This is a genomic window from Cryobacterium shii (genome assembly GCF_004402595.1).
Classification (GTDB): domain Bacteria; phylum Actinomycetota; class Actinomycetes; order Actinomycetales; family Microbacteriaceae; genus Cryobacterium; species Cryobacterium shii.
The window spans coordinates 1-14,329 of sequence record NZ_SOFY01000078.1; the positions used below are offsets into that span (position 1 = coordinate 1).

A 14,329-nucleotide genomic window follows, 5' to 3' on the forward strand; every position below is an offset into this window, starting at 1 on the left:
CACCTCGACGCGGCCCGCGGAGAGAGCCGTCATGTAGCCGGCGGCCATCTGGGAGCGGCCCGCGTTGTGCACGCAGACGAAGAGAACGGTGGGCTTGTCACTCATGAGTGGTCATTCCTTCTTGATTTCTTGAGGGCGGCGCGGATCAGGGGGCCACCTCTGCGACGACAAAATCGATGCGTGTCGAGGTGAAGTCTCGACAATACATCGATGGATGTCAATTTATAGAGATGATGTTCACATGTCGTTCACCCACCGCCACCGCAGTGCACCTCGCGGGGCGCCACGCCACAACCGGACTACCGTTCGACGTCTACCCATTCGTGGCCGAGGGCCTCCAGCTCCGCGCTGCCGGCCGTTGCACCGGCCACGATCGCGGCGAGCCGCGCGGCGTCGTCACCGGCGATGTGCAGTACCGCGTCACGCCCATAGTCCGTCCCCAGGATGAGCACTCCGCGCTGGCGCAACTCGGCCTCGATGCGACCGGCATCCGCGTGGGAAAGTGCAAGCCTGAACAGTTCGCGGCGCTCGCGCCCCACCACCAGCCCGCCGGACTGGGCCTCGTCGATCGTGGTCAGAACGGCCTCCGAGTAGGCGCGCACGAGGCCGCCGGGACCGAGAAGTACGCCACCGAAGTAGCGGGTGACGACGGCCACGCAATCGACGAATCCGCGCCCGGACAGTGCCTCGAGCATGGGCCGACCCGCCGTTCCTGACGGTTCGCCATCGTCATTCGAACGCCGCACCTGGTCTGGTGCGCCGCTCGGCCCGAGCACGAATGCCGAGCAGTGGTGGCGAGCACTCCAATGCTCCTTACGCGCGTCGTCGATGGCGCCACGCGTGGAATCCTCTGTCTCGGTGCGAACGAGGCGGCAGAGAAATTTGGATCGCTTCACTTCGATCTCGGTGTCAACGCGGCTGCCGACGCCGCCGTGCAAAGTGAGATCGGGCATACGCCCAGTCTTTCAGTCCGACTCATCACCGGCGCGCTGGTGAGGACTGCGTGCGAGACTCACATTCACCAGTTCGATCCCGCGGGGTTGCATGGATTCATCGGTCATCTCAACGATGATGCCGGGATCGAGCGCCGGCGGGGTGCCGCCGTCAAACTTGTAGTGCAGGTCACAGCTCGGGTGAATCCACACCGAACTGCGGCCATTTCCGACCTGTGCCGACTCTCGCCAGGAGAGTAGGAAACTCTCACCGCGACGCAGCTTCGTCGTGATGACGGCCTTCAGATGAGCCAGCACGTGATCATCGATTCGAATCGGGGTTCGCCCGGATCCGTAGAACAAGGTGCGCATGGATGCTCCCGCCTGAGCGCGACCGCCGCCGCGCCCGTGTGCCCCACACACTAACCCGTTCGGGGTTTCGCAGTCTGCCGGATCCGACCAGGCAGCTTCCGGTTCGAGGCTGATTCGGCTGGCCGGTCGTGCGCCTAGAGATATTAGGCAATTATATTGGTATCGTAGGATTAACCGGAAAGGGGCCACCATGGCACGAAGAGGACTGACCACGCAACGCGTGACCGTCGCAGCGGCTGATCTGGCCGACGAGATCGGTTTCGAAGGCGTGACGGTCTCGGCTGTGGCGCGCCTTTTCGGAGTCAGGGATGCGAGCCTCTACTCCCACATCAAGAACGTGCAGGATCTCCGGACACGGGTGGCCGTGTTGGCTCTGGCCGAACTCGCCGACCACGTAGCCGCCGCTTTGGCCGGCCGTGCGGGCAAGGACGCGCTGGTCGCATTTGCCGACGCCTACAGGGCTTACGCCAAAGAATATCCCGGGCGTTACGCCGCGACTCGGCTGGAGCTCGATCCTGAGGTGGCTGCCGCCAGTGCGGCGGGTCGGCACGCGGCGATGACCCGGGCCATCCTTCGGGGCTATGCACTCGAGGAACCGGACCAGACCGATGCGGTGCGGCTGCTCCACAGTGTGTTTCACGGCTACGTGAGCCTGGAACGTTCCGGAGGCTTTCAGAACACGCAACGAGCAGCGGATGCTTCGTGGTCCCGGGCCTTGGATGCCCTCGACGTTGTCTTGAACAATTGGCCGCCGGCCTGACGGCACCACACTGCCCATCACTGCCCATTCCCCGCATTCAACAGTTCTGCTACAGAGACAGAAGGCATCGCCACCTCATGCTCCCGCTCACCGCCCCAGACATCCGGTCATCCTTCATCAACGCTTCGCTCCGGGAGCGAAAGGCTCTCACCCTTCCCCGTGACTTCGAAACCCTGTCCTGGGACAACCTCGACTACCTCGGCTGGCGGGATCCAAAGGTCCCTGGGATCGGTTACGTCATCGTCGACCTCGTGGAGGGCCCGGTCGGGATTCTATTGCGTCAGGCCGACGGGAAGACCAGAACGCGGCCCCAGTGCTCATGGTGCGAAGACGTGCATCTTCCGAACGACGTGGTGTTCTTCAGTATCAAGCGTGCCGGCCAGGCGGGTCGCAACGGCGACACGGTCGGCACCCTGGCATGCGCCGGCTTCGAATGCTCGGGAAACGTCCGCAAGCTCCCCCCGGTCGCCTACATCGGCTTCGACGTGCAGGCAGCGCGCCAGCGACGCATCGAAGCGCTCAGGGCCCGCGTTCAGAATTTCGCTCGGAGCGTCCGCGACGGAAAGTAGGGGCGCCCGCACGACGGTTGGACCCTGCGGAGCGCAGACGGAAGCCGCACGGCGCACTCAGACAACACCATCGCCATCGTCATCACCGGGCCGATCATCCTCCAGCGGCCGCGCCGATATTCCTGCGGACGCTCAGCTGCCGGCGGGAGGGCCCGCAGGACTGGTCGGCGGGATTGCGCTTTCCGATAGCGAGAGCGCTCGCTCCCAAGCCGTTTGGTTTCGATTGACGTACTCGGCCGCTCCACGCCAGAATTCACCGTGCCCGTTCACGTACATATCGGCCCAGGGCTGAAGACCGGTCTCATAGGAGGTGCACAGGAGTTCGAACATTGCCGCGGTCCGTTTCGCCATTGCCGCCGGAAGCGCCTCGCGGAGCAAAGCGTCGGCCTCATACCCATCGATGAACGCCCGGAGCCTCGACGCGGCGGACTCGACGGGTTCACCGTTAACCAGCAGGGCGAACGCCTGGGCGGCGTAGGCCAGGTCCCACAGCCGGGTGCTCGGCCCCGCACCATCCCAATCGATGAATACCCAGCGCTCGCCAATGACGAGGTTCCACGGCGCAAGATCGTTGTGGCACATCAGGTTCGGCTTGTCCGCTGGCAGCAGCATCTTCCAACCCTCAGGGTCGGGGACCGGAATAGATTCGCTCACATCGTGGATGCGGCGGATCATCCGACCGACCCGGCGCAGGTCCTCGGCATGAAGCGGCATCTGACTCAGCGCGATCGCGCCTTCCACATACTCGACCGTCTGACGACCGGTCTCATCGCGGCCGAGCGGGTGCGGAGCGTCCACTCCGTGCGAACGGAGCGCCGCAAGGTAACTCTGCACGACCAAGCTGTTGTCGATCCAGGGCTTTCGCACCGTGCCGCCCACTCGCACAACACGGCCGGACGCGTTGCCCCCGGTCAGTTCTTGCTCTGCCTCACCCATACCAGCAGGCTAGTGGCCGCACGGGTCTCGGTGGAGCTTCGCAGTGACGCGTGAGAGGGCAAAGACCACCGTTGAATGCCCTCATTCTTCCCTTCGGGGTGATCTCGCGGGTCCAGGACCGTCAACCTGCCGCCGTCTTTCCCTGTGTGTGTCGGCCCGTCCGCGGATGCCGCCAGGACCTGACGGATACTGGAACGGTGCAGATTCCTCCGACCCCCGAGTCCCGCCCCCTGCGGTGTCCCTGCCTGAGCGGCAACCCTTATGCCGAGTGCTGTGGACGGTTCCACCGCAGGGAGGCCGCCGCACCCACCGCCGAGGCGCTGATGCGTTCCCGCTATGCGGCGTTCGCGGTCGGCGACGCGGCGTACCTGTTGGCGACGTGGCATCCGCGCACCCAGCCGGAGACGTTCGCACTGGACGACGAGCTGCGGTGGACCCGCCTCGAGATCGAACGGACCGTGGCGGGCGGCCCGTTCGACACCGAGGGGGTGGTGGAGTTCACGGCGTACTGCCGGGACCGGGGCACGCCGTCGACGCAGCACGAGGTGAGCCGGTTCGTGAAGATCGATCGCCGCTGGGTCTACCTGGACGCGGTCTGAGCCGGCCTCGTCTAGGCGAACGGCAGGAACAGGGCCGCGAGCAGGGCGATGTAGACGATGACGAACACCCCGGGGGTGCCGAAGCGCACAATGTCGATCCAGGCCTCGGACGCCACGATCCGCTTGCCGAGTGTGCTGAGCACCGGCACGGCGCGCAGATCCTCGATGATCGCCAGCCCCTCGTTCGCGGCGGCGATCTGGGCGAGGGCGCCGAGCACACCGGAGGCCAGCAGGATGCCGGCGGCGGCGATGCGCACGCTAACCGCCGCGGTGTCGAGGCCGAGGGAGAGGAGCGCCACGAGGGAGGTCAGCAGGAAGGTCGGTGCGAACTGGGACACGATGATGTGCCAGCGGGCCTTGGTCCACAGGGTGATGAGGTCGAGTTCGGTCATGTCGGAGGCTCCTGCCTTGGTGGCGACCGATTCGCGGCCGCCGGTTTCATTCTGCCCGACCGTCCGCCCGGCCTCACGTCTGCACCGGAATATCCTGACGGCAGCCACGGTTCTCCCTATCTATACATTTGCATAGACTTTGTACCATGATCAAGGAGCGCAACCACATGACGCAGAAGTTCGAACTCGGCCTGGACACCTTCGGAGACGTCACGTTCGACGCCTCGGGAACGCGCCTCTCCCAGGCTCAGGTGCTGCGCAACGTGGTCGCCGAAGCGGTGCTGGCCGACCAGGTGGGCCTGGACTTCTTCGGAATCGGTGAACACCACCGGGAAGACTTCGCGGTGTCCGCCCCCGAGGTGGTCCTGGCCGCGATCGCCGGGCAGACCACCGGCATCCGTCTCGGCTCGGCCGTCACGGTGCTCAGCTCAGACGACCCGGTGCGCGTCTTCCAGCGGTTCTCGACCCTCGACGCCGTCTCCGGCGGCCGTGCTGAGGTGATCCTCGGCCGGGGATCCTTCACCGAATCGTTCCCCCTCTTCGGGTTGGAGCTCTCCGACTACGAGAAACTGTTCGAGGAGAAGCTCAACCTGTTCACCGAGCTGCTCAAGGAGGCGCCCGTCACCTGGGCCGGGGAGACCCGCGGCGGCCTGACCGATCAGCGCGTGTTCCCGCCCACCGAGTCAGGGGCCCTCACCACCTGGATCGGGGTGGGTGGAAGCCCGCAGTCCGTCGTGCGCGCCGCCCACTACGGCCTGCCGCTGATGCTCGCCATCATCGGCGGTTCCCCGCTGGCCTTCGCCCCGCTGGTCGAGCTCTACCACCGGGCGCTGGCCCAGTTCGGGAAGCCGACGAAGCCGATCGGCGAACACTCCCCGGGGTACATCGCCGGCACGGATGCCCAGGCCCGGGAGGAGATGTGGCCGCACTACGCCGCCATGCAGGACCGGATCGGGCGTGAACGCGGCTGGGGTCCCGTGACCCGGGAACGTTTCGAGCACGACGCCGGCCCGGACGGCGCCCTTTTCGTCGGATCGCCGGAGACCGTGGCCCGCAAGATCGCCGCCGCCGCGCAGGGACTGGGGCTCTCCCGCTTCGACCTGAAGTACAGCCTCGGCACCCTGGCGCACGAGAAACTGATGACCAGCATCGAGCTCTACGGCACCGAGGTTGCGCCGCTCGTGCGTGAGCTGCTGGCCGACTGACGTCCCGGCCCCGGCGGGGCCGCGCTCGTCGCCACCGGGACCGGCTCCAGCACGAGGTCCGCGAGCGGGCGTTCCTCGACCGAGCGGAGGCTCGTGACGGTGGCGTAGCCCAGGCGGAGCAGGTCGGCGTCGCTCCCGGACTCCGCGTGGGCCGCGTTATCGGCCACGGCCAGGCGGATCTGATGCCGGTCCTGCTGCGTCATCGTGGTTTGCACGATGCCGAAGCGGGCCAGTTTGGCCGTACGGACCTCCGGCGGCTCGTCGCCCACGATTATGGGCACGTTCAGGTTCAATACGGTGCCGGTGGGCTGGTCGAGCAGGAACGGGATCAGCCGGGCGGCCAGGCGTGACGCGACGCCCCAGCGCGGGGTCGTCGTGTCCGGGGCAACGTCCAGGGACACGGCCAGGCCGCGACCGCCGTTGACGCCCGCGGTGAGCGCGGCCCCCACCGTGCCGGAGTGCAGGATGGCCCGGCCCACGTTGGCGCCCGGATTCACCCCCGAGAGAACCAGCTCGGGCGCCTGGCCGAATGCGCCGTGGCTGGCGATCAGGCTGATCAGGGCGGGGGCGGCGTGTACGGCGTAGCAGGGCACCCCGTCGAGACCCTCCAGGTGCCGACGGTCGACGACGATGCGGCCATCGGTTCCCGTGGAAGTGATGGAGGCCCCGCTGCCGCTGGATTCCGCCGCCGGAGCGGCGACCACCACGTCCAGGCCGGCGTCGAGGGCCGCCAGGGCGAGCCGGAGCAGGCCGGGGGAGTTGATGCCGTCGTCGTTGGTGATGAGGGTCGTGAATGCCGGGCTCATTCGTTCTGCACCGTCTGTGCGAGTTCGTCCGGGGTGAGCCTCTTCGCGAACGCGGGGACCCACTCCACCGGGTAGACGCGCACATGGTCCCGCAGCAGCCGCACGGTCTCAGCCTTGCCGGTGCCCAGGCCGTGCCGGGTCACGTTCAGGGCGCCGGCGGCCGCACCGACCGATACGGCCTCCTCGATGGTGCCGCCCGCCGCCAGGGTGGCCGCCACACCGGCCGTGAGGGAGTCACCCGCGCCGTGCGGATCGGCGATCTGCATCGTGGGCACGCAGACCTCGCTGAGCGTGTCGTCGGCCAGCAGAAGCAGGGGCTTCTCCGCCCGGCTGATGATGACCGTGTCCGCTCCCTCGTCCCGCAGGCTGTACGCGGCGGCGAAGAGCTGCTCCTCGTCGGGCGCGCTGATGCGGCCGTCGGCCAGCAGCTCGTCGTCGCTGACCTTGACGACACTGACCTTGCCGCCGAGGGCCGCGGTGAGGCGCTCCCCGGCGAGGTCGGCGATCACGAACCGGCCGGTGGAGCGCAGGTCGGCGGCCAGGCGCCGGTAGACATCCGCCGGCACGACGTCTTCTCCGGCCGGCCCGCTGAGAACGATGGCGTCCGCGCCCAGCCCGGCCCGCAGGGTGAGGTCGTAGAGCTCGTCGAGGTCATGGCGGGAGAGCGGCTCACCCTGGGTCGCAGCGACCTGGCTGCGCTCGCCGCCACGCCGGTCGTGCACATAGGCGGCACCCCGGCCGGCCCGGCGCACGGCGAGCACCCGGATGCCCTCATCGGCGACGAGGTGACCGAGCACCTGGCCGGTCTCACCCGTCAGCACGCAGCACATCGTGACCGACGCGCCGAGGGCCTGCAGCATCCGTGCCTGCCAGACGCCCTGCCCACCGGCGTGCAGATGGATGTCGGCGTGGTCGGCCCGGCCCTCGACGGTGACGGTCAGGACCGGGGACGGCGCGAAGATGACGACCTCGTTCACACGGGCATACTACCCAGACGGGGCCACAGGAACACTGCTGTAGCGTACTGATGGGCCCGAGGCACGCTTTGAACCGCAGGTCCACTCGAAACTTGAGGAGCCCCTTTGGAAACCTGGCCCGGTACCGCTTACCCGCTTGGCGCAACCTACGACGGAAGCGGCACGAACTTCGCCCTGTACAGTGAGGCCGCCCACCGGGTGGACCTCTGCCTGTTCGACGACGACGGAATCGAGACCCGGGTCGAGGTGATCGAATCGGATGCCTTCATCTGGCACTGCTACCTGCCGCTGATCCAGCCGGGGCAGCGCTACGGCTACCGCGTGCACGGTGAGTACAACCCGGCCGAGGGCAAGCGCTCCAACGCGAACAAGCTGCTGCTCGACCCGTACGCCAAGGCCACCTGCGGCAGCATCGACTGGGACCAGTCGCTGTTCTCCTACAACTTCGGCGACCCCGATTCCCGCAACGACGAGGACTCCGCCCCGCACATGATGCTCGGCGTGGTCGTCAACCCGTTCTTCGACTGGGTCGGCGACCGACCGTTGCGCACGCCCTACCGTGACTCCCTCATCTACGAAGCCCACGTCAAGGGGCTGACGAAGCTGCAGGAGCTCGTGCCGGAGTCGCAGCGGGGAACGTACGCGGGCGTCGCGCATCCGTCGGTCATCGACCACCTGCAGAAGCTCGGCGTGACCGCGATCGAACTGATGCCCGTGCACCAGTTCGTCAACGACGGCACCCTCGAGGAAAAGGGCCTGAACAACTACTGGGGCTACAACACCATCGGCTTCTTCGCACCCCACAACGCGTACTCGTCGACCGGGGACCTCGGAAACCAGGTGCAGGAATTCAAGGGGATGGTGCGGAGCCTGCACGACGCGGGCATCGAGGTCATCCTCGACGTCGTCTACAACCACACCGCGGAGGGCAACCACCTCGGCCCGACGATCTCCTTCAAGGGCATCGACAACGAGGCGTACTACCGCCTGATGGACGATGACAAGCGCTACTACATGGACTACACGGGCACGGGCAACACCCTGAACGTGCGCCACCCGCACTCGCTGCAGCTCATCATGGACTCGCTGCGCTACTGGGTGATCGAGATGCACGTCGACGGTTTCCGGTTCGACCTGGCGTCGGCGCTGGCCCGCGACCTCTACGACGTGGACAAGCTCTCCACCTTCTTCGAACTCGTGCAGCAGGACCCGATCGTGTCCCAGGTCAAGCTCATCGCCGAGCCGTGGGACGTCGGCCCCGGCGGCTACCAGGTCGGCAACTTCCCGGCCCAGTGGACGGAATGGAACGGCAAATACCGCGACACCGTGCGCGACTTCTGGCGCGGCGAACCGTCGACGCTGGGCGAGTTCGCCTCGCGCATCACCGGATCCGCCGACCTGTACGAACACTCCGGACGCCGCCCGGTGGCGTCGATCAACTTCGTCACCGCGCACGACGGGTTCACCCTCTCCGACCTGGTCTCCTACAACGAGAAGCGCAACGACGCCAACGGGGAGAACAACCAGGACGGCGAGTCCCACAACCGGTCCTGGAACCTCGGCGAGGAAGGGCCCACCTCCGACCCGGAGATCCTCGTCCTGCGCGCCCGCCAGCAGCGCAACTTCCTCGCCACCATGCTGCTCTCGCAGGGCGTGCCGATGATCCTGCACGGCGACGAACTCGGCCGCACCCAGAACGGCAACAACAACACCTACGCGCAGGACAACGAGCTGAGCTGGCTGCACTGGGACGAGGCGGACCACCCGCTGATCGAGTTCACGGCCGCCGTGTCCCGGCTGCGCCGCGAGCACCCCACCTTCCGCCGCAGCCGCTTCTTCGACGGGCACCCCGGCAAGCGCAACCCGGCCGACGCCCTCAGTGACATCGTCTGGCTGACCAGCGACGGCACCGAGATGCAGTCCTACGACTGGGACGAGAACCGCACCCGCACGGTCGCGATGTTCCTCAACGGGGACGGCATCCGGGAACGCGACTCCCGCGGCCAGACCGTGACCGACGTGAACTTCCTGCTCTGCTTCAACGCGGAAGGCGAAGACGTCGAGTTCACCCTGCCTCCGGTCGAATACGCCCCGGAGTGGGAGGTCGTCGTCGACACCGGCGGCGAGGGTGCCGACTCCATCCCGCGCCCGGCCGGCGCCAAGCACACGGTCACCTCCCGGTCGATCGTGGTCCTCCGCGCCTACCACGCGCCGGAGACCCCGCCGGATCACTCCGTGGCCGCCTCGCTGGCCGCCGGCCACACCGGCGCCATCACCGTGGTCGACGCCGAGTTCCTGGCCAACCAGTGAGGATCCCGCTCTCCACCTACCGGCTCCAGATCACGGCGGCGTTCGACCTGGACGCCGCGGCATCCGTGCTCGACTACGTGACCGAGCTCGGCGCCGACTGGATCTACCTGTCCCCGCTGCTCGCGGCCGAGGACGGCTCTGACCACGGCTACGACGTGATCGACCATTCCGGGATCGACCCGGTGCGCGGGGGCGCGGAGGCGCTGGCCCGCCTAACGGCCGCGGCGACGGATGCCGGCCGCGGCATCCTCGTGGACATCGTGCCCAACCACATGGGCGTCGCGACCCCGGCCGGCAACGCCTGGTGGTGGGACCTGCTCCGGCTCGGCGGCTCGTCCCGCTATGCGGAAGCCTTCGACGTGGACTGGGCCGCGGGCGGCGACCGCATCCTGCTGCCCGTGCTCGGCGACGGCGCGGACGAACTCGACCGGCTGAGCGTGGTCGGCGACGAACTGCACTACTACGACAACCGGTTCCCCCTGGCACCCGGCACGGCCGACGACGGAGCGGATGCCCGCACCGTGCACGGGCGGCAGAGCTACCAACTCGTCGGCTGGCGCCGTGCGGACGCGGAGCTGAACTACCGGCGGTTCTTCACGGTCAGCACCCTGGCCGGGCTCAAGGTTGAGACCCCCTGGGTCTTCGACGAATCGCACCGGGAGATTCTCCGCTGGGTGCAGGACGGTCTCGTTCAGGGGCTGCGGGTCGACCACCCGGACGGCCTCGCCGACCCGGGCGGCTACCTGGACCGGCTGCGGGATGCGACCGGCGGGGCCTATGTCCTGGTCGAGAAGATCCTCGAGGGCGGCGAGCAGCTGCCCGCGAACTGGGCCACGAGCGGCACCACCGGCTACGACGCCCTCGCCGACTTCGACCGGCTCCTCGTCGACCCGGCCGGCCAGGGGGCGCTGGACGCCCTCGAGGCCCGGCTGCAGGCCGAGACCGGGGGCCAGGCGGACTGGCCGGAGCTGGTGCACACGCAGAAACGCGCCATCGCCGACGGCAGCCTCCGCGCCGAGGTCGAGCGTATCGTCCGGCTCCTGCCCGCGATCAAGAACGCCGACGACGCGGTGGCCGAGCTGTTCGCCTGCTTCCCGGTCTACCGCTCCTACCTTCCGGTCGGTGCCGAGAAGCTGCACGCGGCCGCGGCTACCGCGGCAGACCGACGGCCCGACCTCGCGCCCGTGATCGACGCGTTGCTGCCCATGCTGGCCGACCCGGGGCATCCGGCGGCCGTGCGGTTCCAGCAGACGTCCGGCATGGTGATGGCCAAGGGGGTCGAAGACACCTCCTACTACCGCTACAGCCGGCTGACCTCCCTCAACGAGGTCGGGGCCGACCCGGGGGAGTTCGCCGTCGACGCGGCCGAGTTCCACCGCCGGCAGCAGGTGCGCCAGGCCACCTTCCCCGCCTCGATGACCACCCTCTCCACCCACGACACCAAGCGCGGCGAGGACGTGCGGGCCCGCATCTCGGTGCTGGCCGAGATCCCCGCCGAGTGGGAAAACGCCCTGCGCGCCCTGCGCGCCGCCGCGCCGCTCGGCGACGCCCCGTTCGAGAACCTGCTCTGGCAGGCCATCGTCGGCGCCTGGCCGGCATCCCCGGACCGGCTCATCGCCTACGCGGAGAAGGCCGCCCGCGAGGCCGGCACCTCGACCACCTGGACGGCGCAGAACGCGGAGTTCGAAACCGCGATGCACCGCCTCGTGGCCGCCACCGTCGACAACCCGGCTGTCCGTACGACCCTGACCGCCTTCGTCGACCGGGTGCGCCAGGCCGGCTGGAGCAACGGCCTCTCCAACAAGCTCGTGCAGCTGACCGCGCCCGGCGTGCCGGACGTCTACCAGGGCAGCGAGCTCTGGGAGGACTCCCTCGTCGACCCCGACAACCGGCGCCCGGTCGACTACGGCGTGCGGCGCGACTACCTGGCCCGCATCGCCGGCGGCTGGCTGCCGCCCGTCGACGAGACCGGCGCCGCGAAACTCCTGGTCACCACGCGCGCCCTGCGGCTGCGGCGGGAAGCGCCGGAACGCTTCTTCCGCCACCTGCCGGTCGAGGCTCTCGGCGCCCGCGCCGAGAACGTGATCGCCTTCGACCGCGGCGACGCGGTCACCATCGCCACCCGACTGCCGCTTGGACTCGCGGCGGCCGGCGGATGGAACGACACCACCGTGGTGCTGGCCGGTCATCCCGTGATCGACCTGCTCACCGGGGCCCGCCACCCCGGGGGCATCACCCCCGTCGCCGCGCTGCTGCAGCGCTACCCGGTCGCCCTGCTCGTTGCGGACGACGGAACCGCACCCGCCACTGCCACCGCCACGGAAGGGGCCGTCGATGCCCGCTGAGTACTTCGAGGTCTGGGCGCCGACCGCCACCACCATGGCCGTCGCGCTGTCCGACGACACCCAGGTGCTGACGCGTCAGGCAGACGGATGGTGGCGCGCGCCCCGCCCGGCGGGCGACGGGCCGGTCGACTACGGCTTCCTGGTCGATGGCGAGGGGCCGTTCCCCGATCCGCGCTCCCGGCACCAGCCGAACGGCGTCCACGGCGCCACCCGCACCTTCGACGCCGCTGAGCACGTCTGGGGCGACCAGCGCTGGACCGGTCGCCAACTGGCCGGCAGCACCATCTACGAAATGCACCTCGGCACCTTCACCCCGGAGGGCACCCTGGCGGCCGCGGCCGAGCGGCTGCCCCACCTGGCCTCCATCGGCGTGGACTTCGTGGAACTGCTGCCGGTCAACGCCTTCAACGGCACCCACAACTGGGGCTACGACGGCGTGCTCTGGTACGCCGTGCACGACGGGTACGGCGGGCCCGCGGCCTACCAGGGCTTCGTGGACGCCTGCCACCAGGCCGGCATCGGCGTCATCCAGGATGTCGTCTACAACCACCTCGGACCCAGCGGCAACTACCTGCCCCAGTACGGCCCTTACCTGAGCCAGGCGGGCGGCACCAGCTGGGGGTCCTCGCTCAACCTCGACGGGCCGGACTCCGACCCGGTTCGGCAGTACATCATCGACAACGCCCTGATGTGGCTGGGCGACTACCACGTCGACGGCCTCCGGCTCGACGCCGTGCACGCCCTGCACGACGAGCGCGCCACCCACCTGCTCGAGGAACTCGGCTCCGCGGTCGACGCGCTGAGCGCATCCGTCGGGCGGCCGCTCAGCCTGATCGCCGAGTCCGACCTCAACGACCCCCGGATGATCACCCCGAGGGAAGCCGGCGGCTACGGCCTCACCGCCCAGTGGAGCGACGACTTCCACCACGCGGTGCACGTCTCGCTCACCGGGGAGACGTCCGGCTACTACGCCGACTTCGAGCCGCTCGGGGCCCTCGCCAAGGTGCTCACCCGCGGTTTCTTCCACGACGGCACCTTCTCCAGCTTCCGCGCCCGCACGCACGGCCGCCCGATCGACACGAAGAAGACGCCCGCGTGGCGCCTCGTCGTCGGCAGCCAGAACCACGACCAGATCGGCAACCGGGCCACCGGCGACCGGCTGCCCGCGACCCTGGATGCCGGCCAGCTCGCGATCGCGGCGACGCTGACCCTGCTCGGTCCGTTCACCCCGATGCTCTTCATGGGGGAGGAGTGGGGCGCCGGCACACCGTGGCAATTCTTCACCTCGCATCCGGAACCCGAACTCGGCGAGGCCACCCGCAAGGGCCGAATCGGCGAGTTCGCCCGGATGGGCTGGGACCCGGCCGCCGTCCCCGACCCGCAGGACCCGGCGACGTTCACCCGGTCCAAGCTCGACTGGGACGAGACCGCCCGGCCGGAGCACGCTCGTCTGCTCGCCTTCTACCAGGCCCTGGCGGGCCTGCGCCGCTCCCAGGCGGGGTTCACCGACCCCAGCCTCGACCGGGTCGCGGTGGACTTCGACGAGCACGAGCGGTGGCTGCGGGTCACTCGCGGCGACACCCAGATCCTGCTGAACCTGGCCGCGGTCGCCCGGCGTGTGCCGGCCGAGGCCGGCGCCGTGCTGCTCGAGTTCGCGGCCGAGGGCGAGGCCGTCCGGGGCCGCGACGCGAGCGCCGTGCTCCTGTCTCCGCACGCCGTCGCGATCCTGGCCGCCTCCTAAGCGGTCGCCGGTCCCGGTTCCTGGTTTCCCATTCCCATTCCCGGTCCCGGTCCCGGTCCCCGGTGCCGTTCCCCGGTCCCGTTCCCCGTTCCCCGTTCCCCGTTCTCGATCTCGCCGAGCCGTGACTTCCGCCCCTCTTTTTCGTCTGCGGAGGATCGCAACTCACGGTTCGGCGGGGTCTGGGCGAGCCGTGACTTCCGCCCCTCTTTCGTGTCCGGAGAGGGGCGATACTCACGGCTCGGCGAGGTTTTGGGCAGCGTGCATCACGGCCTCGCGAGCCGGCGAGTCCCACGAGTAACACCAGCCTCATTCGTAACTATCTGCGAAATACTTTGGTAAATAGTTGAGATAGTCTCGACACCACGTACGCTTTTTGCTAAAATCG

General features: G+C 68.6%; 13 protein-coding genes and 2 pseudogenes. 8 read left to right on the plus strand and 7 right to left on the minus strand.

Annotation, left to right across the window (positions count from 1 at the left end; all coding sequences use genetic code 11):
* The 3 genes and pseudogenes from E3O49_RS17225 to E3O49_RS14710 all read right to left on the minus strand — a co-directional run.
* A pseudogene (locus tag E3O49_RS17225) lies at nt 1-105 on the minus strand (heat-shock protein HtpX); the annotation flags it as partial.
* A gap of 194 nt (nt 106-299) precedes the next feature.
* The gene (locus E3O49_RS14705) at nt 300-953 is read right to left on the minus strand and encodes an IMPACT family protein (RefSeq protein ID WP_134366140.1); all 654 of its coding nucleotides are present in this window, start codon (nt 951-953) and stop codon (nt 300-302) included.
* Nucleotides 954-965: 12 nt separating this feature from the next.
* Entirely contained in the window at nt 966-1,304 is a 339-nt protein-coding gene (locus tag E3O49_RS14710; protein WP_134366141.1) for a DUF7882 family protein, read from the minus strand.
* A gap of 220 nt (nt 1,305-1,524) precedes the next feature.
* Between E3O49_RS14710 and E3O49_RS14715 the strand changes: the two genes are divergently transcribed.
* The 3 genes and pseudogenes from E3O49_RS14715 to E3O49_RS19070 all read left to right on the plus strand — a co-directional run.
* Nucleotides 1,525-2,064: a TetR/AcrR family transcriptional regulator gene (locus E3O49_RS14715; RefSeq protein ID WP_241976153.1), complete on the plus strand. Its 540-nt coding sequence runs from the start codon at nt 1,525-1,527 to the stop codon at nt 2,062-2,064.
* 77 nt (nt 2,065-2,141) lie between these two features.
* Entirely contained in the window at nt 2,142-2,633 is a 492-nt protein-coding gene (locus E3O49_RS14720) for an FBP domain-containing protein (RefSeq protein ID WP_134366143.1), read from the plus strand.
* A gap of 12 nt (nt 2,634-2,645) precedes the next feature.
* Nucleotides 2,646-2,735 (plus strand): annotated as a pseudogene (locus E3O49_RS19070) (type I methionyl aminopeptidase); the annotation flags it as partial.
* 30 nt (nt 2,736-2,765) lie between these two features.
* Here E3O49_RS19070 and E3O49_RS14725 read toward each other — a convergent pair.
* Complete coding sequence (locus tag E3O49_RS14725; protein ID WP_134366144.1) at nt 2,766-3,569, minus strand: phosphotransferase; 804 nt, start codon at nt 3,567-3,569, stop codon at nt 2,766-2,768.
* Between the two features lie 197 nt (nt 3,570-3,766).
* Here E3O49_RS14725 and E3O49_RS14730 point away from each other — a divergent pair, with 197 nt between their 5' ends.
* A complete protein-coding gene (locus E3O49_RS14730) occupies nt 3,767-4,168 on the plus strand; it encodes a YchJ family protein (protein WP_241976151.1) in 402 nt (133 codons plus the stop codon).
* 11 nt (nt 4,169-4,179) lie between these two features.
* Here the strand turns inward: E3O49_RS14730 and E3O49_RS14735 are convergent, their stop codons facing one another.
* Complete coding sequence (locus tag E3O49_RS14735) at nt 4,180-4,560, minus strand: hypothetical protein (protein WP_134366145.1); 381 nt, start codon at nt 4,558-4,560, stop codon at nt 4,180-4,182.
* A 167-nt stretch (nt 4,561-4,727) separates the two neighbouring features.
* Here E3O49_RS14735 and E3O49_RS14740 point away from each other — a divergent pair, with 167 nt between their 5' ends.
* Nucleotides 4,728-5,765, plus strand: a complete 1,038-nt coding sequence (locus E3O49_RS14740) for an LLM class flavin-dependent oxidoreductase (RefSeq protein WP_134403174.1) — start codon at nt 4,728-4,730, stop codon at nt 5,763-5,765.
* On the opposite strand, the gene surE is transcribed toward E3O49_RS14740, so the two are convergent.
* On the minus strand, nt 5,717-6,571 hold the full coding sequence (surE, locus tag E3O49_RS14745; RefSeq protein ID WP_134403155.1) for a 5'/3'-nucleotidase SurE: 855 nt from the start codon (nt 6,569-6,571) through the stop codon (nt 5,717-5,719). The genes E3O49_RS14740 and surE overlap by 49 nt on opposite strands.
* Nucleotides 6,568-7,548, minus strand: a complete 981-nt coding sequence (locus E3O49_RS14750; protein ID WP_134403154.1) for a PfkB family carbohydrate kinase — start codon at nt 7,546-7,548, stop codon at nt 6,568-6,570. Before E3O49_RS14750 ends, surE begins: the two co-directional genes overlap by 4 nt.
* A 105-nt stretch (nt 7,549-7,653) precedes the next feature.
* Here E3O49_RS14750 and glgX point away from each other — a divergent pair, with 105 nt between their 5' ends.
* Genes glgX through treZ form a run of 3 tightly spaced genes read left to right on the plus strand, consistent with a single transcriptional unit; the run spans nt 7,654 to nt 13,944 of the window.
* Entirely contained in the window at nt 7,654-9,858 is a 2,205-nt protein-coding gene (gene glgX / locus E3O49_RS14755) for a glycogen debranching protein GlgX (protein WP_134410219.1), read from the plus strand.
* Nucleotides 9,855-12,203, plus strand: coding sequence for a malto-oligosyltrehalose synthase (gene treY / locus E3O49_RS14760; RefSeq protein WP_134366149.1), 2,349 nt, complete (start codon nt 9,855-9,857; stop codon nt 12,201-12,203). The genes glgX and treY overlap by 4 nt, the downstream gene beginning before the upstream one ends.
* Nucleotides 12,193-13,944, plus strand: a complete 1,752-nt coding sequence (treZ, locus tag E3O49_RS14765) for a malto-oligosyltrehalose trehalohydrolase (protein WP_134366150.1) — start codon at nt 12,193-12,195, stop codon at nt 13,942-13,944. The genes treY and treZ overlap by 11 nt, the downstream gene beginning before the upstream one ends.
* The last annotated feature ends 385 nt before the right edge of the window (nt 13,945-14,329 follow it).